A 25235-nucleotide genomic window follows, 5' to 3' on the forward strand; every position below is an offset into this window, starting at 1 on the left:
TGACCGGTCACACTCAACTTCGCTGGTGACCGGTCACATGGATCGCTGCCTCTGCGCCTCCCCGGTCCCGCACCGACTCCCAGGGAGAGCCAGTTGAACAGACTTGCCAGGCTGACGGCGGGCGTCACGCTCGCGGCCGGCGTCCTGTCCGCCCCGGCGGCCGTCGCGGCCGCGGATCCGGCGGCCGACGTGTTGAGCGTCGACTTCAGCCGCGGCACCGGCGAGTTCCGCGGCGGCGCCACCGGCACGCTGTACGGCTTCGGCGACGACGGCGCGCCCACCCAGGCTCTGATCGACGGCGCCCACATCACCAACACCTCGCAGAAGGCGCCGTACGGCACCCAGCACCCCAGCGGCGACGCGATCAAGGTGGAGGACGGCTTCTTCCGCAAGCACGGCAGGGACATGTACATCTACGTCCAGGACTACTACCCGGACTGGTCCTACCACGGTGGCGTGCGCCCCGGGGACACCCGTACCTACAACCAGGCCGACGGCACCTACACCAGCACGCCGAACGGGATCTGGGACTACCTCGAGGTCGTCGAGTTCGTGACCGAGGCCGTCGCCACCACGTCGTCGCGCCCGACCGACTACGTCTTCATCCCGTTCAACGAGCCCGACGGCGGCAACTGGTACGCCGACTGGGGCCGGCTGAAGGACACGTTCCTGGCCGACTGGAAGGCCACCCACGACAAGATCCAGCAGGTGTACGCCCGGCACGGCCTCGGCCACGCCCGGATCGGCGGCCCCGGCGACACCCGCTGGCAGCCCGAGCGCTCCGCCGACTTCCTGACCTACGCCGACGCGAACGGTGTCCTGCCGGACGTGTTCATCTGGCACGAGCTCGGCATCGACAACCTGCGTACCTTCCGCTCGCACTACACCGACTACCGGGCTCTGGAGAAGCGGCTGGGGCTGTCTCCGATCCACGTCAACATCACCGAGTGGGGCATGCTGCGTGACATGGGCACCCCGGGCCAGCTGGTCCAGTGGCTGTCCATCATGGAAGACCTGAAGATCGACGGGCAGACCGCGTACTGGGCGTACGCCGGCAACCTCAGCGACAACAGCGCTCGTGCCAACGCCGCCAACGCCGGCTGGTGGATGTTCAAGTGGTATGGCGACCTCGCCGGCAGCCGCACCGTGGCCGTCACCCCGCCGGCCCTGAACACCGTCGACACGCTCCAGGGCATCGCCTCCGTCGACAGGCTCAACAGGCGGGCCACCGTCCTGTACGGCGGCGGCGCCAAGCCGGTCTCGCTGCGGCTGTCCGGCCTCGACCGGAACGTCTTCGGCAAGCGCGTCGACGTCGAGGTCCGCGAGATCACCCTGGCCGGCGCCGAGGGTGTCGCCGGCACCCCGCGGGTCGTGAAGGTCCTCGACGGCGTACGCCTCGACCGCGGCACGATCGACCTGGACGTGCCCACCTACGACCGGTACGCCGCCTACCAGGTCCTCATCACCCCCGAGCAGGACCGCACCCCGGTGGCGGGCGCCGTCTGGAGCACCTCCGTCGAGGCCGAGGACACCAGCCTCACCGCGGCGACCGTCTACGACCAGGACCCGCTGTCCGGCGGCGGCTGGAAGTTCCTCGCCTCCGGCAGCCGCGACGTCGGCTCGTTCAACCGGCCCACCTCCAGGGCCGACTGGACGGTCACCGTGCCCCGCACCGGCAGCTACCGGTTCCAGGTGATCGGCGGCGCACCCGGCGTACCCGGCCGGCACGCGCTCTTCGTCGACGGCGCGAACCCGGTGATCGTGCAGTACACCGCCGACCTGGCTCTCACCGCGGTCCAACGGTGGCAGTACCGCGGCAGCTCCGAGGTGACGATCCCGCTGACCGCCGGCACCCACTCCCTGTCGCTGCGCGCCGGCCTCGACGGCTCCACCGTGCTCCCGAACTCCGACATCACCCTGGACAAGTTCCTGCTCACCGACGTCACCGACGGCGAGCCCACCGCCTACCCGGCCCCGGCCCTGCGCTACTTCGGTGGCGCCCACGTCACCTACGACATCGCCGGGGCGCGCGGCCACGCCACGATCCGCGGCGAACGGCAGCGCGCCGACGCGTACGTCCACGCGTGGGAGACCGGCTATCACGACCTCGGCCTCGACTACCGCTCCGCCGGCCGCACCGATGTCGACGTCACCGTCAACGGGCGCTCGGTCGCCGCCGTGTCGGCGTCACGTGCGGGTGGGTGGCGTTCGACCGTACGCCTGCACCTGAGCCAGGGCATCAACGAGATCGAGATCCGCTCCAGGAAGGGCATCCTGCTCCAGCAGCTGACCACCACCCGGGTCGCGCACGCCGACACGGCCGCCGTCACGATCGAGGCCGAGGACACCGTCCGGCACGGCGCCGTCGCGATCACCTCGCATCCGGACACGTCCGGCAGCAACGCCTCCGGCGGCAGGTCGATCGGGTACGTCGGCCTCGGCGCCGGCAACACCTTCGAGATCGCCCGGCGGCCCGGCTTCGACCGGCCCGGGGCGTACGACATCGCCATCGGCTACGCCAACGCCGAGCTCGGTGGCCGGCACGACTACAACCCGCAGGTGATCGACCGCCGCCTGGAGGTGACCGAGACCGGAGGCGGCAGCGCGTACGGCTACTTCCGCTACACCTACGCCTGGAACAGCTTCCTGGAGAAGACCATCCCGATCACGCTGACGACCTCCGGCGGCTCGCTGGTCTTCGGCAACCCGCTGGCGTACGCCCCGGACGTCGACCGGATCACCATCGCCCCCGCCGTCCTGGGGCGGCCGGTGACCGTACCCCTGTCTCCTCGAAGGAGTGGGGCCTAAAGTCCCGACTTCCGCGGAGTGACGTGACGGTGAACGGCCGGCGTGATCAGCTGTGCAGGTCGCGGCAGCGGCGGTTCCGGTTGGTTGCTTGATCCGTCCGCGGTAAGACGCCCACAGGGGTGTCCGCCGTGACTACCGCGGCCCCGGCAGGCCCGGCTGCGGCCGAACCTGCCGGGGCGCGAAGCGATGACGGCGCCGGCCGGGGCGGGAGGGAAGATCCACCCGGTCGGCGCCGTCACCGCCGGGGCCCGCCCGGCGCCGGGAGCCACGGCCATCAGCGATCATGAATCGCCAGCGGAATGATCGAATGGCCGCCGTCATTTCCTAGATCAATTCATCCCAGTGTCCGAAACGGACGGGACTTTCGTTTGCCGCGTCGACTTCTTTTGGGGACCGGGAACGGCCCGGAAGCGACGTATTCGTGACCAACCGATGGGTTGCCGGGCATCACCGTGGATGGCAACCTCAATCGCCGTGAGCTCCTTTACGGGATCCGCTTTCACGCTGATCGAATACCATGACCCTGGCGACTGACTCGGGGCGGCCGATCCGAATCGGTCATGAGTTGGCCAAGGGCGGGCAGGGCGAGGTCCTCCTCCTCGCCGACCCTCCCGGATTCGTTCTCAAACGCTATTTCCCGGAGGAGATCCGTAAGGACCCGACGCTGGAGCGGCGCCTCATGGCCATGACCCGGCACCGGCCGGCGCACAGCGGCAAGGACGCCTCCGGGCACCTGACCCTGTCCTGGCCGATCGAGGTGGCCCGGGACCGCCGGGTGTTCACCGGGTTCCTGATGCCGCTCATCGACGTGTCGGCGACCGTCGAGCTGCACCGGCTCGCGAACCCGTCGGAGCGCCCGCGCACCGCCGCCGAGGGCTGGATCACCGCGTTCACCTGGGGACACCGCGTCGCGTCGGCCGCGAACCTGGCCCGCGCCACCGCCACCCTGCACGACGCCGGCACGGTGATCGGCGACTTCAACGAGCGCAACATCCGGATCTCCCGGACCACGCTCGTCACCCTGCTCGACTGCGACTCGATGCAGGTGGCCGACCCGGCCACCGGAGAGCTCTTCCTCTGCCGGGTCGGCCGGCCCGAGTACACCGCCCCCGAGCTGCTCGGCGCCGACTGGTCGCGGACCGTCCGGCAGCCCTCCAGCGACCTGTTCGCGCTCGCCATCCACATCTACCAGCTGCTCATGGGCGGGGAGCACCCGTTCCGCGGCATCTGGAGCGGACCCGGCGACAAACCGGCGAGCACGGCCCTCGCGAGCCGCGGAGTGTGGGCGCACGGTGGCGGCCCGCTGCAGCCCCGGCCGCACGCGGTCGCCGAGTGGCTGCTCCCGCGCGAGATCATGGACCTGTTCCGCCGGGCGTTCGAGCACGGCGCCCGGCAGCCCGACGCCCGGCCCACCGCCGCCGAATGGGAGCAGGCGCTGCGCCGCCTCGCCGCCGACACCCGCGGCTGCCCGGCCACACCACAGCACGTCTTCGCCGCGGGGCTGAGGGCCTGCCCGTGGTGCGACCGTGCCGCCCGCTCGCAGGCCGCCCGCAACGCGCCCCCGGCACAGGCGGGCGCCGGGATCTGGGCGCCCGCACCGGCTCCCTCGGCGACCGGTCACCGTGATCCCGGGCCGGTGGGCCGTCCCTCCGCGTACCCCTCCTCCTTCTCCGCGCCGCAGAGCCAGGGCCTGGTGCCGGGCTCCGAGCAGAGCAAGCGCCTCGCCTGGATCGTGGCGCTCTCCGCGGTCGGCCTGCTGCTGATGCTGTGCCTCTGCGGAAACCTTCTGAGCTCGGGTGACACCGCCAGATCCGCGCCTCGTTCCCTCGTTCCGGCGATGACCGCAAACAATTGACCATGAACGGAGACATCAGTGGACTTCCGTCCCCGCCTCAAGGAAGACAATCCTGATCCGCGTATCGCCTGCGCCCTGTTGCTGGACACTTCGGCATCGATGGCCGGCGGACCGATCAACGCGCTCAATCAGGGGCTGGAACTCTTCTGTGACGAGATCAAGAAAGACGAGCTGGCCCAGAAACGCGCCGAGATAACGGTGATCTCCTTCGGCGGCGGCGCCCGCGTGGAGATCCCCTTCACCGAGGGCCGCGACCTGCAACCACGCACGCTGATGGCGGCCGGCGACACGCCGATGGGCGCCGCGCTCAACCTCGGCCTCGAACAGTTGCAACACCAGAAGCAGGCCTACCGGCAGGCCGGTCTGGAGTACTACCGGCCGTGGCTGTTCCTGCTGACCGACGGCGAGCCCACCGACGAGCCGGTCTTCGCCTCCGCCGCCGAGCACGTACGCCAGGTCGAGGCGGCCAAGGGGGTGGCGGTCTTCCCGATCGGCGTCGGGCCGTACGTCAACGTCGACCGGCTCCGGCGGGTGTCCGGCGAGCGGACGCCGGTGATGCTGGAGGGTCTGAGCTTCCGCGAGTTCTTCCAGTGGCTCTCGGCCTCCCTGTCGGCCGCCTCCGCGTCGAACGCGTTCGGGTCGAGCGACTCGGCCGGCTCGACCGAGCAGATCCCGCTGCCGTCACCACAGGGCTGGGCACAGGTCTGATGCCCGCCGCGGAATGGAAGGTGCTCGCCGCCTCGGTCACCGGCGGCTCCCACCGCCTCACCGGGGCGCCCTGCCAGGACGCCTCCGGCTGGCGGGCCGGACCGGGGATGATCTGCCTGGCGATCGCCGACGGCGCCGGCTCGCGCCCCCGGTCGGAGATCGGCTCGCGAGCCGCAGTCGACGCCGTCCTCGACCTGCTCGACGCCACCACCGACCCCGAGCTCGCCACCGGCGACGACCCGGCCCCGGTGACCGCGTGGCTGCGCGAGGCCCTCGCCGGCGCCCGGGAGCGGCTCGAACACACGGCCGAGGAGTCCGGCGCGACGCTCGACGACTACGCCACGACCCTGGCCGTGGCGCTGCTGACCGGCCGATTCATGGGACTGGCACAGATCGGCGACGCGCTGGCGGTCGCCGGTGACGCCGACGGCTACCGCACGGTGCAGCCGCCGCCGCGGCACGAGTACGCCAACGCGACGACGTTCCTCACCGCCTCCGGATACACCGACGCGGTGCGGCTGCACGTCGAACCGATCGACGGGCTCACCGACCTGGTGCTGTCCACCGACGGGTTGCGGCTGCAGATCCTCGAAGATCTCGCCGCCAGTACGCCGTACGCCGACTTCTTCACCGACACGTGCAAGTACGCGCGCGACCCGGCCGCCGACGAGGCCGCGATCGAGCGTTTCCTCACCGACATGCCCGACCAGAGCGGCGACGACAAGAGCCTGCTGATCGCGGTACGCGTACCGGAAGGACCCGGCCATGCGTAAGTTCCTGCTGTGGGTCGCCACCATGTGGGTCGGCTCGGTCAGCCTGATATTCGGCTTCTCACTGTTCTCCGGAGACGGCGGCGCCTTCCTGGCCGGACTGCTCGTGTGGATCGTCGGGCTGGCGTTCGGTGTCGCCCTGAGCGCTCCGGCGTTCATGGACCCGCCCGACGACGGCGCCGTCTGGTGGTTCCGGCTGCCGCTGGTCCTCTGGCTGTTCCTGATGGTGATGAAGGCGATCTCCTGGGTCGGCTTCTACGTCCTGCTCGGCACGTGGACCGGCATCTTCCACTTCTGGAACAGCCGCAACACCGGCCGGCGGCCGACCTTCAGCGGCGGGCCGCAGACCACCCAGGTCCCCCGTCAGCAGTACGCCGCACACGTGCCCGCGTCCGGCCCGGCGCCGGGGCAGGTCCCGCAGCAGCGCGGCATGCCGCCCGCGTCGTGGCAGCACGACCCCACCGGCCGCTACATGAGCCGGTACTGGGACGGGACCCGCTGGACCGACCAGGTCGCCAACGGCAACGTCCAGGCCGTCGACCCGTTCTGACCGGCGCTCACTCCCGGCCGCGCCACCGGCGTGCGGCCGGGTCCCACACCAGCACCGTCCCGGGTTGCAGCGCGGCCGTGTCGACGTGCCGCATGGCGGTCATCGCGGCCTCGTCGGCGAGGGCCGCGTCGGACACCACGAACGCGACCTGATCGTCGCGCACGCTCACCACCCGCCCCTGCTCACCCCGGGCGTTCCGGCGCCGCGGCAGCCGGCGCAACAGCTCGGTCAGCTTGACCGCCGCCGCGCCGCCCGCGGTGGCCAGCATCGCGTCCCAGAGCACGCCGAGGCTGTCGGTGCTGAACACCAGCAGCTGGCCCAGCTCGTCGGGGATGCCGAGGTGCGGAGACAGCTCCTCACCCTCGACCCCGAGCGCGTCGAGCAGCTCCGACACGACGGCGAACTGCTCGTCGGTGAGGCTGCTGGTGTCCAGATGCACGATCGGGCGGGTCATGGTGCTCCTGTCGTGGAGGGTCAGGCTCCGTAGTAGGTGAACGCCGCCCAGTGCACGGGCTCGGCGTACGGGATCACGGTCGGGTCCGAGGCGAACCGGTTGCGATACAGGTCCGGATACCGGGCCTTGATCTCGCCGCGGGTCGCCGAGCGCAGCCACCGCTGGGCCTCGGCCATCGCCTGCACCGGCAGCCATCCGGCGGCCACACCCTCGTGGAACCGTTGCAGGACCAGCGCCGCCGCCACCTCGTCGACCCGCCACAGCGCGGCCACCACCGCCTCCACGCCGGCCTGCATCAGCGCGCCGGAGAAACTGACCGTCTCGTCCGGCAGCCGCGGGTCGGGCACCCCCGACTCGCAGGCGCCCAGCACCACCAGTCGCTGCCGCAGCGGCTCACGGGCGAGGATCTCCGCCAGGGTCAGATGGCGGTCGGCGAGCAGCAGGCGGTTGTCCAGGCCGTGATGCTGGTCGGCCTCGCCGTGGCAGATGAAATGGCAGACGTCGGCGGTGCCCAGACCCCCGACCACCTGATCGGCCCGCGCCTGTTCCAGGCGCCTGAGCCGATGGCCGTACAACCGGGTCAGCCGGGCCGTCTGTGCCGCGGCCAGGCGCATGGCCGGCGGCGGCTGTCGCCCGTCGGGAGTCCAGGGGTCCTCGGCGGAGACGGTCAGGACGGTCGCCCCCGGCCGCACCGGGTCGGCGTGCGGGGGCAGCGCCCGTGCGCTCGGGGCGTAGCGCACGCCCTGGGCGAAGACCGCGTGCAGCGGCAACAGCCCGAGGACGCCGACCGGCACGAGGGTGACGGCCGGTTCGTCCCGCAGGGCGCTGCGCAGCCCGCCGAGGACCGCGGCGAGCCAGTCGACCGCGGACCGGACCGCCCGCTGCGGGACCTCGCCGACGGCGGCCGGGTCGCGCAGATCGGCCACGAGACCGGTGGCCCGCCCGGCCGTGAGCGCGGGCAGTGAGATCGGCTCCGGCGCCGCCCCCGGTCGCACCACCAGCGCGTACCCCTCGGTGGCGGCGGCCACGTAGACCAGCGGTCCGTCGACGGCGACCGCCCGGATGTCCGCGTACGCCGGCGGACCCTGGCCGGCGCCGAGAACCCGGGCGATCTCCGCCTCCCGGGCCTCCACCCGTTCCTGGGCGGCCACCATCGGATCCAGGCCGCGCAGCGCGTACGGCGTGCCGCCCACCGACAGCGCCGGAATCACGGCCGTCCGTCGGGCATGTTGATCGCGGAGCAGACCCGCCACCTCGTCGACCGCCCTCAGATACTCGTCGAGGAGATCACGCCGGCCACGACTGAGCAGCGCCGACCGCTGAGCCGGCGTGATCGCGCCGACCGCACGCCGCAGCAGGACGCCACGGCCGTGCTCCAGGACCCGCACGGCCCGCTCCACGTGCCCGGCAAGCAACTGGCGGTAACCGGCCTCGGCAACGACGTCCTGGCCGGTGGAGAGGGGTACCAGACGGCGCGCGAGCGGCACCTGGCGGGCCGACTCGACCGGCGCGACGATGACCCGCTCCCAGTACGCGTCCGCGGCCTGCGCCACGTCACCGGCCCGGACCGCCTCGGCACACCACGCGTCAGCCGCCGACACCCAGCCGGTGTTGCGGTATTCGCGGGCCAGCCGGTACCCGGCCCGGGCGGCGTCCAGCGGGGTCCGCGGTCCACGCTTCCAGAACGGCGTCATCAGCCCAGCTCGGCCCGGAGCGCGAGGATCTCCGTCAGCCGCTGCATGAGCGCCGGGCGCATGTCGGTCCGGCGGCGCAGCAGACGGCGGCACAACCGTTCCGCCTCGTCCAGCCGTGTGCCCGCCGCCCGCCGCTCGGCCGGCCCGCCCGCCATCTGCCACCGGGCGGTCGTCAGCTGACAGGCGATGAGGCCGGCGCCGGCGAAGATGCGGTTCTGGTCTCGGCCGGGGATCTCGCGCAGGGCCTCCCGGCATACTCGCTCGCACTCCTCGAAACGGGCGAGCGCCGCGGGGGCACGGCCGTGCAGCCCCTGATCGATGTCGGTCAGAAGCGCGTCCACCATGGCGGCCTTCGACCGTACGACCAGGCGGAAGACGGGTGCCGTCGACACCGACGCGGCGGCGTGCAGGCCCTGCGCCGACCGCTGCAGATGTGCCACCACACTCCGGCGATCGGCGTCGTCACGCGCGGTCGCCAGTGCCTCCTCGGCCTGGAAGAACGCGTAGTCGGCCTCGTACTCGTACAGCTTCGGCCGGGCGTCGGCGTTGCCCGCCGCCACGTCGCGGAACAGCCGCAGCACCGTCGGGTAGTCGGAGCCGTCCCCGGTCAGCTTGGCGTAGCTGTCCACCGTGCTCATCAGATCCATCGTGGCGCCGAGCAGCACGTGCGGTCTCGCGTGCGGCGTGGCCAGTACCCCGTCGACGATCCGGCGGGCCTCGGCCATGGTGCCCGCCGACCTGTCCAGCATCGACAGCCACATCAGCGCGCGGGCCAGGTTGAGCCGGGCCACCACGTTCCGGTCGCCGGTGGGGTCGGCCCGGGCGACGGTGCGGCGGGCCACCGCGACCATGGCGACCGCCTCCCTGGTCGACCACGGCTCGATCATCTGCTCGCCGAAGTGCAGGGCCTCCAGCTCCCGGGCCGTGGTACGGCGGTACACCAGCGCCCCACCGATGACCGCGACGGCGCCACAGAGCGCGAGCACCCACACCGGCGGCCCGAGCCAGACCCTGAGCATGGCGACGACGGCGAAGGCCAGCCCCACCGACCAGACGGCCACCAGCGAGGCCCGCCACAGCGCCGGCCGGCGGTAGGTCGTACGCCGCAGGATGATCAGCGACAGGGCGGCCCCGACCGCGATGAACGCCACGAACCCACCGGCGAACGAGGCGGCGCCCGCGACGTCACCGCCGTTGAGGCCCAGCATGCACACGGTGAGAACCAGGAACAACAGGACGAGCGCACCGGCGAGCGCCGTCACGCGCTTGGCCAGAACAGATCTCATCGATCCCAGAGTCACGGTCCGAGCCGCCGTACTCAAGTCCCGGAACGGGTAATCCCGGATCGTTAAAGCTCGCCCATCGGGGGTCGATCAACCGTGGCGAGTCGTTCGCCCGGGGGTTTGGGGGTCCGCTACCGGTCGGCACCGGTTCGGGCACGGGGCCTGCACCTGGTGACCTGGAATCTCTTTCTCATGCCCGGCCGATATCGAGGCCGGACAACCGGGGGAGAGATTTTTGCGACGCGCCAAGCTGCCGATGGTGTTGACAGCTCTGACCGCCGTGATCGCGGGTGTGACCGCTGTTGTGTCGCCGGCCGCCGCCGTGGCGGCGCCGGTGTGCGCTACCGATGCGCTGCTCGTCGCGTCGTGTGGGGTGATGTGGGGTGGTGCGGCTGGTGGGTTCACCAGCAAGCCTCGTGACCTGGAGCACAGGAACTGGGAGTCGTTGTCGGGTCGGACCGCGACGATCTTTCACACCTATCACAAGGGTGATGAGCCGTTCCCGACCAAGGCCGAGATCGCGATGACGGCGGATGCGGCCAAGCCGCGGGTGTTGTTGCTGAACTGGAAGATCGCCTACGGGTCGAACTGGGCCAAGGTCGCCCGGGGTGAGCAGAACGCGCGGATCGACGCGTTCGCCGCGCGGATCAAGGCGTACGGCAAGAAGACGTTCCTGGTGCTCAATCATGAGCCGGAGAACGATGTGAAGCCGGCGAAGGGCTCCGGCTGGGAGGCCGCCGATTTCGCGGCGATGTACCGGCACACGATCAAGCGGTTGCGGGCGCAGGGTGCCGGCAACGTGGTCAACGTGATGGCGTACATGGGTAACGAGAAGTGGATGGCGCAGTCGTGGTGGAAGGACCTGTACCCGGGCGACGACGTGGTCGACTGGATCGGTCTGGACTCGTACGTGTCGGTGGAGAAGGGCTACTACCACTACGGCACGTTCGCGGATCTGCTGGATCGTGAGCCCAAGGGCGGCGGTCTGGGGTTCTACGAGTGGGCGACCACGAAGCACCGGGGCAAGCCGATCATGGTCGCCGAGTGGGGTGGGTATCACCGGATCGGTAAGACCACGGACAAGTCGGCGGTGTACGACAGTGTGGTGCCGGAGTTGAAGAAGCGCCCGGCGATCAAGGCGATCGTGCACTTCGACACCAAGCGCGATGATCAGGGCAACCGTGACATCAGCATCGACAGCACCAGGAAGGGGCTGGCCGCGTTCAAGAAGCTGGCCGCCGACCCGATCTTCAACGTCAAGCTGAGCTGACCTGTACTGAGCCGCCACCCCACCCCGGGATGGCGGCTCAGTTCGTGGGGGACACCTCGATCACGTGCTTGCCGCGCACCCCGCCCGCTTCGAGGCTGCGGTGCGCGTCGGCGGCACGCTCCATCGGGAAGACGGTGTCGACGACCGGCCGCAGGGCACCGGCCTCGACGAGACGGGTCAGATCGGCGAGGCGCTGCGCGGACGGATTGTTGCTGAACGTGACGACGTTGCGGTGCCGGGCGATGAACACGAACGTCCTGAGCAGCGCATCCGGGTCGAGTGCGAGGGCAACCATGCGACCGTCCGGCGCCAGCAGCCGGCGATGGACGGGCAGGTCGGAGCCGACGACGTCGAGGATGACGTCGAACGCGCCGAGCGCCTCGGGGACGGCGGTGCGGTAGTCGACGACGGTGTCGGCGCCCAGCTCCCGGACCCGGTCGAGGTGGCGCGCGCCGGCCAGGGCGGTGACGTGCGCGCCGATCGACCGGCCGAGCTGAACGGCGAGACTGCCGACGCCACCGGCAGCTCCGCGTACCAGAAGGCGTTGCCCCTGCCGAAGGCGAACGGTCTCGGTGAGAGCGGTCAGGACGGTGGTCCCGGCCGACGGAAGGGCGGCGGCCTCCAGCAGGTCCACACCGGCGGGGGCAAGGGCGAGGAGCCTCTCGGGTACGGCCACCAGCTCCGCCGTACTGCCGAAGGTCAGATGGGGCATGAGCCCCCAGACGGCGTCTCCGGCGCGGAAGTGGTGCACGCCGTCACCGACGGCCTCGACGTGCCCGGAGAACTCGTTGCCGACTCCGGCGGGCGGCCGGTGTCGCATGACCCGCCGCAGCCGTCCCGCGCGGATCGCGGTCTCGCCGCCGCCGACTCCCGCGGCCCTGACCCGGACCAGGACCTGACCTCGTGTGGGCCGGGGATCCGGCAGGTCGGCGACGTGGAGCACGTCGGCGGGCCCGAAGGTGTCGTAGCGGACTGCGCGCATGGCCTTCTCCATTCTGCGTAAGTGGGGTACCACCCCACTTCGTGCTCGCTACACTAACCGGAGGGACACCCCATTTAGCGGTGAAAGGTGGTGCCGGTGACGAGAGCCACTCCCGGACGGCCGCTGCGCGCCGACGCCCGGCGCAACTACGAGCGGATCGTCGCCGCCGCCGAGACGGTCTTCGCCGCACAGGGCGCCGACGGCTCGCTGGAGGAGATCGCCCGGCTCGCCGAGGTCGGTTCGGCGACCCTGCACCGGCACTTCCCGTCCCGCAGGGCCCTGCTGCTCGCGGTCTTCGAGGACGGCATCACCGCCCTGTGCGATCAGGCCCGATCCCTGGGCGACGCCGATCCCGGCCCGGCGCTCACGACGTGGCTGCGGGCGCTGACCGTCTACTCCGTCACCCACCGGGGTCTGTCGCTGTCACTGCTGCCGACCGGCCCGGCCACCGAGGGTGACGACCGCTGCCACGTGATGCTCGACGAAGCCGGCCGGTCGCTGCTGACCCGCGCGCAACAGGCCGGCGCGGTGCGGCCCGATGTCGCGTTCACCGACCTGCTCACCCTCGTCACGGCCATCGCGCTGGCCGCCGAGACGACCGGCGACCCGGCCGGCGCCGAGCGGCTGCTGACCCTGGCCCTGACCGGCATCCACCCTCGATGACCCGGTGACCCCACCGCCCCGCGACCGGTGATCAGACCGGCAGCGCGACCACGGCGTCGATGCCGGTGGGCTCGGCCGCGTCCAGCCGGGTCCGGCCACCGCCGGCCTCGGCGAGTTTGCGGACCAGCGCCAGGCCGAGCCCGGTGCCGCCGCGGGGTGCGCCGGGCGCCCGCCAGAACGGCTGCAGCGCCAGGTCCCGGTCGGTGCGGGTGAGCCCCGGCCCGGCGTCGATGACGTGGAGCTCGACGGTCGTGCCGTCGCTGTCCCAGCAGATCGTGACGGTCGAGCCGGGCGGGGCGACGTCGAGGGCGTTGGCGAGCAGGTTGTCGAGGATCTGCTCGAGCGCGCCCGGGATCACCCTCGCGGTCAGGTCGTCCGGACCGCTGACCGACAGGGAGACGCCGCGATCCTGCGCGACCGGCGCCCACACGGCGGCCCGCTCGGCGACCGTGTCCCCGATCGCGGCCGGCTCGGCGGGCACCGTCGAGTGGCCGCTCCGGGTCATCGCCAGCAGGGTGTCCACCAGCGTGGCCAGCCGGTCGGCCTCGTGCAGGGCCGCCCGCAGGTTGGCCTCACCGCCGCCGGTGACATCCGGCTCCAGGTTCTCGAGCCGCAGCCGCAGCGCGGTCAGTGGAGTCTTGAGCTGGTGGGAGGCGTGCCCGACGAAGGACTGTTGCGCGTCGATGAGCTGCTGGAGGCGTACCGCCGTGGTGTTGAAGGTGACCGCCAGCCGCCGCAGCTCCGGCGGCCCGGTCGTCGTCGACGCCGCGGTGGTGGCGCCGTCGGCGAGGCTGCGGGTGGCGCGCTCGAGCTCGCGGACGGGCCGGCCGATCCAGCGGGCGAGCGCGACGGCGAGCAGCGCCGCACAGATCAGCACGACGACGCTGACGCCGCCGAGCACGAGGTGGAACTGGTGGATCCGGGCGGTCAGCGCCGCGCTCGGCACGCTGACCTGCAGGGCGCCCTGCCCCGGCCGGCCGGGATGGACCGGTACGGCCACGGTCATCCGCCCGCCCTCGATGCCGCTGATCACCGGGGTGTGGTCGGCCAGCACCCGGCTCAGATCCGGGGCCGGAATGCCGTCGGGCCGGGTGGTGGCCACCGTGCGGCCGTCGGCGTCGGCCAGGTCGATGCTCGCGTTCCACCGCCGGGCGGCGTCGTGGACCAGGGAGACGGTCTGGCTCCCGTGGTCGGTGCGCAGGGCGGTGTCGATGAACGCCGCCAGCGTCTCGGCGTCGTGTTCGAGCTGGGCGAGGGCGTGTTGCTGTTCGCCGCGCTGGTAGACGTAGCCGAACGGCCACGCCAGGCCGGCCAGGACCACCAGGGTCAGCGACAGGTACGTCAGCAGCAGGCGGCGGATCACAGGCATCGGTACGCACGCCGGGGTCGGCCGGGTTCAACCGTGCGGCGCCCCGCTCCGTATGGTCCGGCATGCGGGTATTGCTGGTGGAGGACGACGAGTCGATAGCCGAGCCCCTGGTCGACGGGCTGAGCCGGTACGGTTTCACCACGGTTCGGGTGGGCACCGGCGCGCAGGCGCTCGCCGCGCCGTTGCATGACTTCGTGCTGCTGGACCTGGGCCTGCCGGACATCGACGGCATCGACGTGTGCCGCAGGCTGCGGCAGGTCAGCGACGTCCCGATCATCATGCTGACCGCCCGCGGCGACGAGTCCGACCGGGTCCTGGGGCTGGAGATCGGGGCCGACGACTATCTGCCGAAACCGTTCAGCACCCGCGAGCTGGTCGCCCGGATGCGGGCCGTCGGCCGCCGCACCCGCACGGTCACGGCGCAGGTCAGCGCCCCGGCGAACCCGCTCGGGCCGTTGACGATCGACGACCGTACCCGGCAGGCGTCGCTGTCCGGTGTGCCGCTGGCGCTGACCCCGAAGGAATACCACCTGCTGGCCCTGCTGGCGGCCGATCCGGGCGCGGTCGTGGAGCGGCGCCGGATCCTGGAGCAGGTGTGGGAGCCGAACTTCTTCGGGCGCGGCAAGACCCTCGACTTCCACGTCGCGACGCTGCGCCGCAAACTCGGCGGCCCCGAATGGATCGAGAACCGGCGGGGGATCGGGTTCCGGCTGGTCGTGCCGGGCGGCGGGGGATCGTAGATCCAGGAATCGTCCAGGGAACGACCAGGCTTGTGGCAGGCCCGCATCCGTGGCCCGGCGATCGCGCGTACCGCCTGACGTGATCGGCCGCCGACAGTGGCGGCCCACATCGTCTGGAGGAACCGATGCGCAGAAGTCTGCTGATCGCGATCACCGTCGCCGGCGTCGTCGTGCCGCTGAGCGCGGGCACCGCGCTGGCGGTGGCCGACGACTCCGGCCGGCAGCGGAACACGGCCGCCGGTTTCGAGATCGAGATCGATCCGGAGCTCGACGCCAGATTCGGGCCGCGGCCGGTCAACGCCGTTCAGGCCGCCGCCGTCGTGACCCGCCGCTTCCCGGGCGCCCGCGTCCTGGAGGCCGAGCTCGACGAACGATCCGGGGGCCCGATCTGGGAGGTCGAGTTCGCGCTGGACGGCGACGAGCGCAAGGTCGACGTCGACGCGGTGACCGGGGCGATCCTCGGCGGCGGTGGCGACGACTGAGCACGCCGCTCCACCACGGACCCCTCCATGAGGCGGCCGCGGCGGCGGCGCGGTCTGAGCTGATCAGCGGCCGGGACCTGAGTAGTAGTACTCATGCCCGCGGCCCCTCGTCTCCACGATCCTCGACGGGTGAGTCACCTCTCCTCCCCACCGGCCGCGCCGGGGCGCCGCGGCTCCGGCCCATCCGTCATGATCACCGGCATGAATGAACGGTTCCTGCGATGGTGGTCGGCTCTCGGCGGGCTGGGCGGCAGCCTCCTGATCATGCTGACCTCCTCCTCCGCGTTCGGCGGCACGTTCTCGCCGATGCTCGGTGTGCAGGGCCCGGACGGTTACTACGACTCGCGCGGCCTGGTCTTCCCGCTCATCCCGACCATGGCGACCGTGGTGGCCCTGTGCCTGCTGCGCTGGTGGCCGTACCTGCTGGTGGCGGGTGGCCTGATCAGCACCACGATCGTCTGGCCGGACCTGCTGCCCGACTCCTCGGCCCTGCCGTATTACCACCTGTCCACCGCCGCCTTCCCCCTGCTGGTCGTGGGGGTGCTCGCCGCGGCGCAGAGCCTGCTCGCCAGCCGGGCGACGGCCCTGGGCGTGGCGGTGGCCGGGCTCGGCACCGGTGCCGTGCCGGCCGGGGACGCGCTGGCACGCATCCTCGACGAGGGTGGCGTCCGGTACGGCCCGGAGCTCACTCTCGGGCGTGCCGCCCTGCTGATCGTCGCGCTGGCCGCCGTCGGCCCGGTGCTCCGGGCGCTGCGGCACGGCGATCGGGCCGCAGCGGGTCCCGCCGGCGCCGGCTTCTGGTCCTGGCGGCGCCTGCGTTTCGTGATCGCGGCGGGGGCGGCGGCCTTCATCGTCCTGCCGCTGGCGCTGTTCCCCACCGAGCGCCTGGCCCGGCTCCTGGGCATCAGCTGGTTCAGCCTGGCGTGGGGCACCGAGAAGGCCGCCATCGTCGGCGTGGTGACGCTCGTGGTGGTCACCGTCTGCGCCACCCTGACCGGCCTGTGGGGGCTGACCGGCGCCCTCACCGCCGCCACCGTGCAGGTCGCCGCGTGGTACCCGCTGATCATCGGCTATGCCGCGCTGACCGCCGCGGGGCCGGCGGGCCTGATCGGTGTCGTGGCCGGCGTGGCGATCGGCATCGCGGCGGCGGTGACCCGGTGGCGGATCGCCGCCGCGGGCAGCCTCGCGGTCGGCGCCGCCCTGGTCATGTTCATCGCCGACAAGGGCACCGGCGGCGCGCCGCAGCGGCTGGTGCACGACCCGGGAACCGTGCCCGCCCTGGTGATGCTCGTGCTGGCGGCCGCGGCGGTGACCGCGTCCTTCGCGGCGATCGCCCACGTGCTGGCGCCGCGCGGCGCGGTCCCGGCCGTACTCGGCCCGATCGCCGCGGTGCTCACCATGGCCGGTGTGCCGGCCCTCCAGGTGATCGACATGCGGAGCGGCCGGCCCCCGTCGGGGCTCCCGTACCTGACCGGCTCGCTCTCCCACTCCGCCGTGCTCATGCTGGTGGCGGCAGCCGCGATCACCGGGCTCGGCGTCGCCCACTACCTGACCGAGCGTTGGGCCGAACGCAAACGCGCCGAACAGATCCGGCAGGAGGCCGCCGCCGCCGAACGAGACCGCCTGGCCCGCCCCATCCACGACGGTGTGCTGCAGGTCCTGGCCCTGGTGCAGCGTGAGGGCGGCACCGAGCTGGCGGCGCTGGCCGGGGAGCAGGAGGTGGCGCTGCGCAACCTTCTCAGCGGCGCGACCGCCCCGGCGGGCCCGCGCGCCGACACCGATCTGCGGGCGGTGCTGAACGCGCTGGCCACCCCGCGGATCCAGGTCTCCACGCCGGCCGGGACGGTGCCCATGCCGGCCGCCACGGCGGCCGAACTGCTGGCGGCGGTGCGGGCCGCCCTGGACAACGTCGCCCGGCATGCCGGCCCGGACGCCCGGACCTGGATCCTGCTGGAGGACGAGCAGGACGGGGTACGGGTGACCGTGCGCGACGATGGAGCCGGCTTCGAGCCGCAGCGCCTGACCGAGGCGGCAGCCGCCGGACGGCTCGGGGTGGCCCAGTCGATACGCGGCCGGATCACCGACCTGGGCGGCACCACCACGATCCACAGCGGTCCCGGCCAGGGCACCGAGGTCGAGTTCCACCTGCCCCGGTGACCGCGGCGAGGCCGGTCAGACCCGATCGACGAGGGTCTCGCCGATCGAGGTGATCACGCCGTCGACCGCGTCGTCGTCGATGCCCTCCAGATCGACGATGAGCCGGTCCACGCCCACCTCGGCGTAGCGGCGGACGGTGTCGAGGTCGGGCACACCGGGTGGGGTCATCGTGATCTCCAGCTCGCCGAGGTCCACCGGCCGTTGCTCGCGGCGGACCGCCTCGGCCAGCGTGCGCAGCGCCTCCGCGGTGCCGTCGGGGTCCAGGCCCCAGCCGTACCACCCGTGTGCGTGCCGGGCGGCCCGCCGGTACGCGGCGGGGGAGTGGCCGCCGACCACGATCGGCGGGTGCGGGCGCTGGACCGGCGACGGATGCTGCACCACGCCGGAGAACGACACGAACCGGCCGTCGAACTCGGGCGCGGCGTCCCACAGCGCCCGCATCACGGTCAGATACTCCTCGGTCCGGGCGCCCCGCTCGGCGAGCGTCACACCCATCGCGTGCAGCTCCGGCTCGACGTAGCCCGCGCCCACCGCGACGGTCAGCCGGCCGCCGGAGAGCACGTCGAGGGAGGTGATCTGCTTCGCCAGCAGCACCGGCTGGCGCTGGGGGAGCACGATCAGGCCGACGCCGAGCCGGACCCGGCTGGTCATCGCCGCGAGGTAGGTCAACGTGATCAGGGCCTCCAGCCGGGGCGGGTTGCCCTCCCCGGCCGGCAGAGCGATGTGGTCGCCGACCCACAACGACTCGAACCCCGCCTCCTCGGCCATGCCGGCCCGGCGCGCCATCAGGCCGGGGTCGACGTTGCGGTCGCGGTGCAGCCCGTACAGCCCGAACTTCATCTGATCGACCACCTCTACGTCACATGGGCGTTTGATCAGTACAGTACGGAATCCCGGCGGCCGGCGGTCCATGATGGAGGCACGCCGACGTCACAGGACTCTCGAGGGCCGGCGCTTCACCGCAGTGCCCCCCACGCGCTGTGGCCATCGCGTAGCCTGCCCGTGATCGGGGGAGGGTAGAGCTTGTTCGCGCTCGTTTTCGACGCGGTCCGGGCGCGAACCGCGCAGGTACTGGCGATCTTCGTACTGACCGCGCTGGCCGCCGCCGTCGCGGCCGCCGGTCCCTGGTATGCCTACGCATCCACGACCCGCGCCGCCGAGGCGCAGCTGAACGCCGCCTCGGCGGCCCAGCGCAACGTCTCGATCCAGACCGAGGCCAGTACCCAGAACGGCGCGGCCGACGCGCTCCGCCGGTTCGCCGACCTCGCCGCCGGTGAGCTCTCCAGTTCACTGGACCAGCCGGTGCGCGGGATCCAGCAGCGGCTGAGTGTCACCCGGGCCGGCGAAGACGCGAACATGGCGGTCGCCTACCGGGACGACCTCTGCCGGCACGTCCGCCTCGACGGGCCCTGTCCGTCCGGCCCCCTCCAGATCGCGGTCAGCAACACCACCGCCCAGAACCTGGGGCTGGAGACCGGCGACAAACTGACCCTGCGAGACCGGTTGAGCACCCCGTTCCCGTTCACGGTCGTCGCCCGTTACTCGATGCGCGATCCCACGGACCCGTATTGGAGCAATCCGCTGTTCCGGGCCGAGGACCCCGGACTGGACCCGGTCTTCACACCGATCGAGACGTTCGATTCCACCCAGTTCCCGGAGCCGACCCTCACCTACGACGTCCAGGTCCCGCCGGACCTGATCCGCGGCGGCGACGGCGCGCAACTCCTCGGTGCCGCGCTGGCCCGTGCCGAGGCCCGGCTGAGCCTGAACCGCCTGCGGATGATCACCGGCATCGACACGGTCCTGGAGCGCATCGCCAAGGACCGGGACACGGTGCGCCGCGGCGTTCTGACCGCCGGCCTGCAGACGCTGATCCTCACCTGGTTCGCGATCGGGATCGCCGGGCGCTGCACCGGCCGGGACCGGCGTAACGACCTGGCGCTGCTCAAACTGCGCGGCGTGAGCCGGGGCGACTTCATGCGGCTGGCCTGGGGACAACACCTGGTGCCGCTGCTGCTCGGTGTGCTGGTCGGTGCGCCCGCCGGGCTTCTGCTCGCCGGTGGCCTCGCCGGGTCGGTGCCCCCGGGCAACCGGGGCCCCGCGCTGCTGCTCGTCGCAGCCGCCGTCGCCGCCGTACTGCTCGGCAGCCTGCTCGTGCTGATCCTCGGTGAGGCGCTGGTGCTGCGGCAGCCGGTCGTGGTGCTGCTGCAGCGCTCGGCGAGGGGACGCGCCGACTGGCGCTCCACCCTGGTCGACCAGGTGCTCGCCGCCCTCGCTGCCGCCGCGGTCTACCAGGCCCGGTCCGGCGGGCCGGAGGACGGCCTCAAGGCCGCCGCGCCCGCGCTCGCCGCGCTGGCAGTGGCACTGCTGGCCGCGCGGCTGCTGGTACGCGTCGCCGACCGGGCCGGCGGCGGGGCGTTGCGTGGCGGGCGGCTCCGGCTCGGCCTCACCGCCGTCCAGGTCTCCCGGCAACGCGGCGCCGACCGGGTGTTCGCCCTGATCGTGGTGGCGGTCGCCGGCTTCGCCACGGCGGCCGGCGGGCTGGCCGCCGACCGTACCGTCCGGGCCGATCGCAGCGCCGCGGAGCTGGGCGCCGACCGGGTGCTCAAGGTTGACGCGCCGAACCGTACGGCACTGCTCGCGGCGGTCCGGCGGGCCGATCCGGGCGGCCGGGAGGCGATGGCGGTGGTCGCCGACACCACGACGATCCCGCGGGTGCTGGCCGTGGACACCACGCGGCTCGCCGCGGTCGCCGAGTGGCGCCCCGAGTTCGGGCCGGCCGGCCTGCTCCCGGACGCGACGGCGGCCGGCAGCGTGAAGCCGCTGCCGATGGTCACCGGCGACCGGTTGACCCTCCGGACGCGGCACGAGGGCACCACCCCGGTCACTGTCGAGCTGCTGCTCCAGCACGAGGGCACCGGCCTGCCGGTGCCTGTCGGCTTCGATGTCGCGGGCACGGGCGAGGGCACGGTCTCGGCTCCGGCGCCCGGATGCGCCGCCGCGCCCGGCTGCCGCCTGGTCCGCTGGGGGCTGACCGCACCGGGCGGGGGAAGCAAGTCGAGGCCGCTCCCGCCGGACACCGCGGTGACACTGCGGAGCCTGCGGCAGGACGGCCCGGCGGCGGAGGTCCTGAACCCCGCCCAGTTCGGCGATATCGGCTGGTGGCGGCCCGCCATCGGGGGCGTCGCCATCGACATCGCCACGACCGGCGACGGCCTGCGGCTGTCCGCCGACCGCAACGAGCTGGCAGTGCCGGAGAGCGGCACCGAGGTCTGGGCGTCCGACACCTCGATGCCTCTGCCGGTGGTGCTGGCCGGCGAGCCTCCGGCCGACTGGCGGCTCACCGACCCGCTGCTGAACTCGTTCGGCCAGGTCCCGGCGCGGGTCGCCGGCACCGCGCGGGCCCTGCCCGGGCTGGGAACGGCCGGGATCCTCGTCGACCTGGACGCCACCCGCCGTGTCGCGGGGGAGAGCGAGCCGCCCGGGGAGTTCCAGGTCTGGCTCTCCGCCGGCGCCCGCTCGGGCCTGGTGGCCGACCTGACCGCGGCCGGGCTCACCGTGATCACGGACGACAGCGTCGCGGAACGATCCGTCGACCTCGGCCGCCAGGGACCGGCGGCCGTCGCCCGGTTCGGGTTGCTGGCCGGTGTGGCCGCGCTGCTGCTCGCCGCGGCCACGACAGCCGTCGCTGTCGCCGTCGACCGGCCCATGCTGCGCGGGCGACTCGAGGCGCTGCGCCTGCAGGGACTACCCGCCCCGGTCGCGGTCACCATCGGTCATGCCGGGACGGCCGCCCTCGTACTGGCCGGTCTGTCGGTCGGTGTGTTCGCCGCCGCGCTGGTCGGGCCGCTGACCCGGATCGTCGTGCCACCGTTCACCGACGGCTGGGCGGTGCTGCCGCCGCCGGCCACGCTCAGCGGCGCCATGCTCGCGCTGTCCGCGCTGATCGCCCTCGTCGTGCTCGGCCTGACCGGATGGCTGTCGGTGCTGCCGCTCCTTCGCAGCCTGCGAGCGCCCGGCTCGGCGCCGCCCGCGGCACCGCCGCCCGACCGGCAAGCCGGGGGCGTGCCGGCCGGCACCGCGGCCGGTCGCGGTGCCGATCCGAAAGAGGACGCTCGATGATCTCGCTGGTCTTCGTCATGCTCTGGCACCGCCGCGGGCAGGCCGTCACCCTGGCACTGCTCGGCCTGCTGGCGGTCACCTCCGCGGTCGCCGCGCCGGCCTATCTGATCGCGGTGGACCGTGCCGTCGCCGTCGGGCAGATCGCCACCGCCGAGCCGAACGAGCTCGGCCTGGTGGCGAGGGCGGTGCAGGACGAGCGCGTCGCCACCGAGGACGACACCCAGGTCCCGAGCCCGGCGGAGCAGGGTGGGTTGCAGTTCGGCGACGTGGCCACGGCGCTGATCGCCCTGCCCGGCTTCACCTACGTCTACTCGGCGGAGTACTGGGTCATCGGCATCGACGCGAACCCGGCGAACGCCGGGCTCTTCGTCTACCGCCAGGACGTCTGCGCCCACCTGCAGATCCTGACCGGCCGCTGCCTGGCCGCCGAGGGCGATGTACTGCTCGGCGAGCACACGGCGCAGCGGCTGAACCTCAAGGCAGGCGACTCGATCGAGCTGCGGTCGGCCCTGCCGAGCCCGGATCCGAAGAAGAGGGTCTGGCTACCGGACGGCAAGCCGCGGCGCCTGCTGATCGCCGGCACCTACCGGCCGATCGAGCCGGGTGCCGGCTTCTGGGGTGCCCGCGGCTACTTCACCGCGACACCGGAGACCGGCCCGGGCGAACCGATCTTCACCGCCGCGGTGACCCAGCAGACGATGGACCACGGCAAGATCACGCTGGCGATGGACGGCCGGGCCGGCCCCGCCGCGTTGCACCCCGACCGTCTCGGCCGGCTCCGGGCCGACCTGCAGAACCTGGAGCAGACCACCGACGACGTCGGCACGGCGGTGCAGATCGACACCGGCATGACAGCACTGCTGGACCGCATCGACATCGGACAGTCGTCGACGCGGCTGCTCGTGCCGGTGCTGGCCGTGCCACTGATCCTGCTCGCCTGCTTCACCATCTTCCTCACCGTCGGCTACGGCCTCGAAGGCCGGCAGAGCGAGTTGGCCGTCGTCGCGCTGCGGGGCTCGCGATGGTGGACGCGGTGGTGGCTGGCGGCCGGCGAGAGCCTCATCGCGGTCCTGGCAGGCGCCCTGTGCGGCTGCCTGATCGGGCAGTTGCTGGTCGACGCGATCGCGGCGATCGTCTTCCCGGACGGCGGCGTCCCCTCCGACTGGAGCTCACTGCGCTACGCACCACTGGCTGCGGGGGCAGCGCTGCTGTCCGTGATGGTGGCCCAGCGCCGCCAGTTCGTCGGCTCGGTCGCCGGGCTGCTGCGCCGCAACCCCTCCACCGCCAACGGCCGGTGGGCGATCGCGGCGGAGGCGCTCGCCGTACTCCTCGCCATCGTCGCCTCGGTCCAGCTCGTGCTCTCCCAGGGCTCGCTGACCGGGGTGGGCCTGTTCGCACCCGCCATCCTGATGCTCGCCCTCGGCCTGCTCGCCGCCCGCGCCCTGCTGCCCCTGATCAGCCGGTACGCCGTCCGCGCCCTGCACCGCGGCCGTCTCGGTGTCGCCCTGGCCGGTCTGCAGCTAGCCCGCCGACCCGGCGCCGGCCGGCTCTTCGCACTGCTGGTGGCCACCGTGGCCGTAGCCGGGTACGCCACCTGCGCGGTGGACACCGCCGCCGCCGGCCGCGGGGTCGAGACAACCCTCGGCATCGGTGCGGACCGGGTCCTCACCGTGCAGACGGCACAACCCCAGCAGTTGCTGACCGCGGTGCGCCGGATCGACCCGGACGGTGACTTCGCCATGGCGGTCACCAGGCTGCCCCCGAGCGGCTCCGCCACCGACGCGCCCGGCCTGGCCGTGGACTCCACCCGGCTGGCGGCCGTCGCGGCGTGGCCGGGCGACGGACCCGGCCCGGCCGAGGTCGCCGGCCGGCTGCACCCCGAGTTGCCGGCTCCACCGGAGTTCCCCGGCCCGGACATCGCCGTCGACGTGTCGGCGTCCGGCCTGGTACCGGGCACGAAAGGCCTGCGGCTCCAGGTGTCGGTCTCGTCGCTGACCGGGATCGGCGACGCGGTGATCGAGCTCGGCGAACTGCAGAACCGGCCGGCCACGTACCAGCAGAGGATCGCGGTCTGCCAGGAAGGCTGCCGGATCGACGGCATCGGGCTCGCCCGGACCGGCACGTCCCCCATCACCGCCGAGGTGGTGCTCCGGGGCTTGCGCGCCACCGGCCCGGACCGGGAAGTGCTGCCCGCCGCCCGGCTGGCCGACCCGAACAACTGGCGGGTGGGCCCGGAGGTGCGGCTGGCACGGGCGCCGGACGGCCTGCGGCTCGGCTTCACCGAATCGGTCAGCGTCTCGCCGCTCGTCTGGATCAAGCCGGCCAGCACCCCGGACCCGATCCCGATCGCCGTGGCCGGTGGCCGCCTCACCGCCGACGTCATCGGTGGCCTGGACGCCAAGCCCATGCTGATCGCCGACGCCGGGACCCTGCCGGTCGTGCCCCGACTGGGCCGCCGGGCCGTCCTGGTCGACCTCGAGTACGCGGACCGGATGACCATGAACGCCGGCCTCGGCACCACGCCACAGATCTGGCTCAACGCGGCGGCACCGCCGGACATCCTGGACCGGGTCTCGGCGCAGGGTCTCACCGTCATCGCCGACGTCCGCTCCGATCAGGTACGCCGCCGCCTCGAACAGCAGGGGCCGGCGCTGGCGCTCTGGTTCCACGTGCTGGCCGGCGCGCTGGCCGTACTACTGGGAGCGGGCGCACTGGTGCTGGCCGCAGCGGTGGACCGGCGCCGCCGGGTCGAGGACCTCTCCGCGCTGCGGACCCAGGGACTGCGTCCCGGCCCGGCCGGACAGGCGATGCTGTGGACGTACCCGGCACTGGTCGCTGTCGCCGTGGTGATCGGACTGCCGGTAGCGGCGATCGCGTGGCTGGTCACCGGCTGGGCCCTGCCGCTCGCCGGACCGTACCCGCCTGACCTCCCACTGCCCGGCTGGCCGCGGGTCACCGTGCTGCTCGCGGTGGGTGCGGCGGTCCTGCTGGTGCTCACAGCCGTGGCCGTCGCAACGGGACGCGACCTGCGCCGGCGTGTGACGCTGTGACACAGGCAGCGCGACGCTGACGCTGACGGTGCACGCGGCGGACATCGGCGGCCCGCCGGCCGGCTCGGGCCGGGGGCGGCTGGCGGATCCGGGTTCGTTCATCGCCGTTGGAGGGGCGGCGATGGTGCCCACACCCGGTACCGGGTGTGCCCGCGTGGCGTACGTGGTGCTGACGTCGAGAACGACGACGTGGACGCCCTTCCTCCATGGTGGAGGCCCGCCGGGCCGGGTATTGACCACGGCGATACCGTGAGGTTCCGCGCAACGGGGAGGAACGT

At 72.7% G+C, this 25235-nt stretch carries 18 protein-coding genes; 12 read left to right on the forward strand and 6 right to left on the reverse strand.

The window, feature by feature from the left end; all coding sequences use genetic code 11:
- The first annotated feature begins 93 nt into the window (after nucleotides 1-93).
- The 5 genes from ACQPZW_RS21845 (at nucleotide 94) to ACQPZW_RS21865 (ending at nucleotide 6691) form a co-directional block, all read left to right on the forward strand.
- Complete coding sequence (locus ACQPZW_RS21845; RefSeq protein WP_433796774.1) at nucleotides 94-2808, forward strand: hypothetical protein; 2715 nt, start codon at nucleotides 94-96, stop codon at nucleotides 2806-2808.
- Between the two features lie 517 nt (nucleotides 2809-3325).
- The gene (locus tag ACQPZW_RS21850) at nucleotides 3326-4663 is read left to right on the forward strand and encodes a hypothetical protein (RefSeq protein ID WP_433796775.1); all 1338 of its coding nucleotides are present in this window, start codon (nucleotides 3326-3328) and stop codon (nucleotides 4661-4663) included.
- 18 nt (nucleotides 4664-4681) lie between these two features.
- Nucleotides 4682-5371, forward strand: a complete 690-nt coding sequence (locus ACQPZW_RS21855; protein WP_433796776.1) for a vWA domain-containing protein — start codon at nucleotides 4682-4684, stop codon at nucleotides 5369-5371.
- The gene (locus ACQPZW_RS21860) at nucleotides 5371-6144 is read left to right on the forward strand and encodes a PP2C family serine/threonine-protein phosphatase (RefSeq protein ID WP_433796777.1); all 774 of its coding nucleotides are present in this window, start codon (nucleotides 5371-5373) and stop codon (nucleotides 6142-6144) included. Before ACQPZW_RS21855 ends, ACQPZW_RS21860 begins: the two co-directional genes overlap by 1 nt.
- Entirely contained in the window at nucleotides 6137-6691 is a 555-nt protein-coding gene (locus tag ACQPZW_RS21865) for a DUF2510 domain-containing protein (protein ID WP_433796778.1), read from the forward strand. Before ACQPZW_RS21860 ends, ACQPZW_RS21865 begins: the two co-directional genes overlap by 8 nt.
- 7 nt (nucleotides 6692-6698) lie before the next feature.
- Here ACQPZW_RS21865 and ACQPZW_RS21870 read toward each other — a convergent pair whose 3' ends face one another.
- From ACQPZW_RS21870 to ACQPZW_RS21880, 3 genes are read right to left on the reverse strand one after another with little or no spacing between them, the layout of a single operon-like run.
- Complete coding sequence (locus ACQPZW_RS21870) at nucleotides 6699-7145, reverse strand: hypothetical protein (protein WP_433796779.1); 447 nt, start codon at nucleotides 7143-7145, stop codon at nucleotides 6699-6701.
- Nucleotides 7146-7165: 20 nt separating this feature from the next.
- On the reverse strand, nucleotides 7166-8839 hold the full coding sequence (locus tag ACQPZW_RS21875) for a CHAT domain-containing protein (protein WP_433796780.1): 1674 nt from the start codon (nucleotides 8837-8839) through the stop codon (nucleotides 7166-7168).
- Nucleotides 8839-10125 (reverse strand): hypothetical protein, encoded by a 1287-nt coding sequence (locus ACQPZW_RS21880; protein WP_433796781.1) that lies wholly within the window; start codon nucleotides 10123-10125, stop codon nucleotides 8839-8841. Before ACQPZW_RS21880 ends, ACQPZW_RS21875 begins: the two co-directional genes overlap by 1 nt.
- A 289-nt stretch (nucleotides 10126-10414) precedes the next feature.
- On the opposite strand from ACQPZW_RS21880, the gene ACQPZW_RS21885 reads away from it, so the two are divergent.
- Complete coding sequence (locus ACQPZW_RS21885) at nucleotides 10415-11392, forward strand: glycoside hydrolase family 26 protein (protein WP_433796782.1); 978 nt, start codon at nucleotides 10415-10417, stop codon at nucleotides 11390-11392.
- 37 nt (nucleotides 11393-11429) lie between these two features.
- Here ACQPZW_RS21885 and ACQPZW_RS21890 read toward each other — a convergent pair whose 3' ends face one another.
- Complete coding sequence (locus ACQPZW_RS21890; RefSeq protein WP_433796783.1) at nucleotides 11430-12374, reverse strand: NADP-dependent oxidoreductase; 945 nt, start codon at nucleotides 12372-12374, stop codon at nucleotides 11430-11432.
- 96 nt (nucleotides 12375-12470) lie between these two features.
- Here ACQPZW_RS21890 and ACQPZW_RS21895 point away from each other — a divergent pair, with 96 nt between their 5' ends.
- Nucleotides 12471-13037 (forward strand): TetR/AcrR family transcriptional regulator, encoded by a 567-nt coding sequence (locus ACQPZW_RS21895; protein ID WP_433796784.1) that lies wholly within the window; start codon nucleotides 12471-12473, stop codon nucleotides 13035-13037.
- Nucleotides 13038-13068: 31 nt separating this feature from the next.
- Here ACQPZW_RS21895 and ACQPZW_RS21900 read toward each other — a convergent pair whose 3' ends face one another.
- Entirely contained in the window at nucleotides 13069-14406 is a 1338-nt protein-coding gene (locus ACQPZW_RS21900) for a sensor histidine kinase (protein ID WP_433796785.1), read from the reverse strand.
- A gap of 62 nt (nucleotides 14407-14468) precedes the next feature.
- Between ACQPZW_RS21900 and ACQPZW_RS21905 the strand changes: the two genes are divergently transcribed.
- The 3 genes from ACQPZW_RS21905 (at nucleotide 14469) to ACQPZW_RS21915 (ending at nucleotide 17785) form a co-directional block, all read left to right on the forward strand.
- On the forward strand, nucleotides 14469-15146 hold the full coding sequence (locus ACQPZW_RS21905; protein WP_433796786.1) for a response regulator transcription factor: 678 nt from the start codon (nucleotides 14469-14471) through the stop codon (nucleotides 15144-15146).
- 125 nt (nucleotides 15147-15271) lie between these two features.
- Entirely contained in the window at nucleotides 15272-15628 is a 357-nt protein-coding gene (locus ACQPZW_RS21910; RefSeq protein WP_433796787.1) for a PepSY domain-containing protein, read from the forward strand.
- A gap of 201 nt (nucleotides 15629-15829) precedes the next feature.
- The gene (locus ACQPZW_RS21915) at nucleotides 15830-17785 is read left to right on the forward strand and encodes a sensor histidine kinase (RefSeq protein ID WP_433796788.1); all 1956 of its coding nucleotides are present in this window, start codon (nucleotides 15830-15832) and stop codon (nucleotides 17783-17785) included.
- 15 nt (nucleotides 17786-17800) lie between these two features.
- On the opposite strand, the gene ACQPZW_RS21920 is transcribed toward ACQPZW_RS21915, so the two are convergent.
- Nucleotides 17801-18625 (reverse strand): TIGR03619 family F420-dependent LLM class oxidoreductase, encoded by an 825-nt coding sequence (locus tag ACQPZW_RS21920; protein ID WP_433796789.1) that lies wholly within the window; start codon nucleotides 18623-18625, stop codon nucleotides 17801-17803.
- A 183-nt stretch (nucleotides 18626-18808) separates the two neighbouring features.
- Here ACQPZW_RS21920 and ACQPZW_RS21925 point away from each other — a divergent pair, with 183 nt between their 5' ends.
- Together ACQPZW_RS21925 and ACQPZW_RS21930 are read left to right on the forward strand one after the other, a co-directional pair.
- Nucleotides 18809-21907: an FtsX-like permease family protein gene (locus ACQPZW_RS21925; protein ID WP_433796790.1), complete on the forward strand. Its 3099-nt coding sequence runs from the start codon at nucleotides 18809-18811 to the stop codon at nucleotides 21905-21907.
- A complete protein-coding gene (locus ACQPZW_RS21930) occupies nucleotides 21904-24957 on the forward strand; it encodes an FtsX-like permease family protein (RefSeq protein ID WP_433796791.1) in 3054 nt (1017 codons plus the stop codon). The genes ACQPZW_RS21925 and ACQPZW_RS21930 overlap by 4 nt, the downstream gene beginning before the upstream one ends.
- The last annotated feature ends 278 nt before the right edge of the window (nucleotides 24958-25235 follow it).

Origin of the sequence: Actinoplanes sp. CA-252034 (assembly GCF_050956125.1) — a bacterium.
GTDB lineage: Bacteria > Actinomycetota > Actinomycetes > Mycobacteriales > Micromonosporaceae > Actinoplanes.

What these genes read in the sequence shown, in the direction of transcription:
- ACQPZW_RS21875 (WP_433796780.1), bottom strand. Translation starts at nt 8,839, where the DNA reads ATGACGCCGTTCTGGAAGCGTGGACCGCGGACCCCGCTGGACGCCGCC.
- ACQPZW_RS21850 (WP_433796775.1), top strand. Translation starts at nt 3,326, where the DNA reads ATGACCCTGGCGACTGACTCGGGGCGGCCGATCCGAATCGGTCATGAG.
- ACQPZW_RS21900 (WP_433796785.1), bottom strand. Translation starts at nt 14,406, where the DNA reads ATGCCTGTGATCCGCCGCCTGCTGCTGACGTACCTGTCGCTGACCCTG.
- ACQPZW_RS21870 (WP_433796779.1), bottom strand. Translation starts at nt 7,145, where the DNA reads ATGACCCGCCCGATCGTGCATCTGGACACCAGCAGCCTCACCGACGAG.
- ACQPZW_RS21905 (WP_433796786.1), top strand. Translation starts at nt 14,469, where the DNA reads ATGCGGGTATTGCTGGTGGAGGACGACGAGTCGATAGCCGAGCCCCTG.
- ACQPZW_RS21865 (WP_433796778.1), top strand. Translation starts at nt 6,137, where the DNA reads ATGCGTAAGTTCCTGCTGTGGGTCGCCACCATGTGGGTCGGCTCGGTC.
- ACQPZW_RS21930 (WP_433796791.1), top strand. Translation starts at nt 21,904, where the DNA reads ATGATCTCGCTGGTCTTCGTCATGCTCTGGCACCGCCGCGGGCAGGCC.
- ACQPZW_RS21860 (WP_433796777.1), top strand. Translation starts at nt 5,371, where the DNA reads ATGCCCGCCGCGGAATGGAAGGTGCTCGCCGCCTCGGTCACCGGCGGC.
- ACQPZW_RS21910 (WP_433796787.1), top strand. Translation starts at nt 15,272, where the DNA reads ATGCGCAGAAGTCTGCTGATCGCGATCACCGTCGCCGGCGTCGTCGTG.
- ACQPZW_RS21915 (WP_433796788.1), top strand. Translation starts at nt 15,830, where the DNA reads ATGAATGAACGGTTCCTGCGATGGTGGTCGGCTCTCGGCGGGCTGGGC.
- ACQPZW_RS21890 (WP_433796783.1), bottom strand. Translation starts at nt 12,374, where the DNA reads ATGCGCGCAGTCCGCTACGACACCTTCGGGCCCGCCGACGTGCTCCAC.
- ACQPZW_RS21880 (WP_433796781.1), bottom strand. Translation starts at nt 10,125, where the DNA reads ATGAGATCTGTTCTGGCCAAGCGCGTGACGGCGCTCGCCGGTGCGCTC.
- ACQPZW_RS21920 (WP_433796789.1), bottom strand. Translation starts at nt 18,625, where the DNA reads ATGAAGTTCGGGCTGTACGGGCTGCACCGCGACCGCAACGTCGACCCC.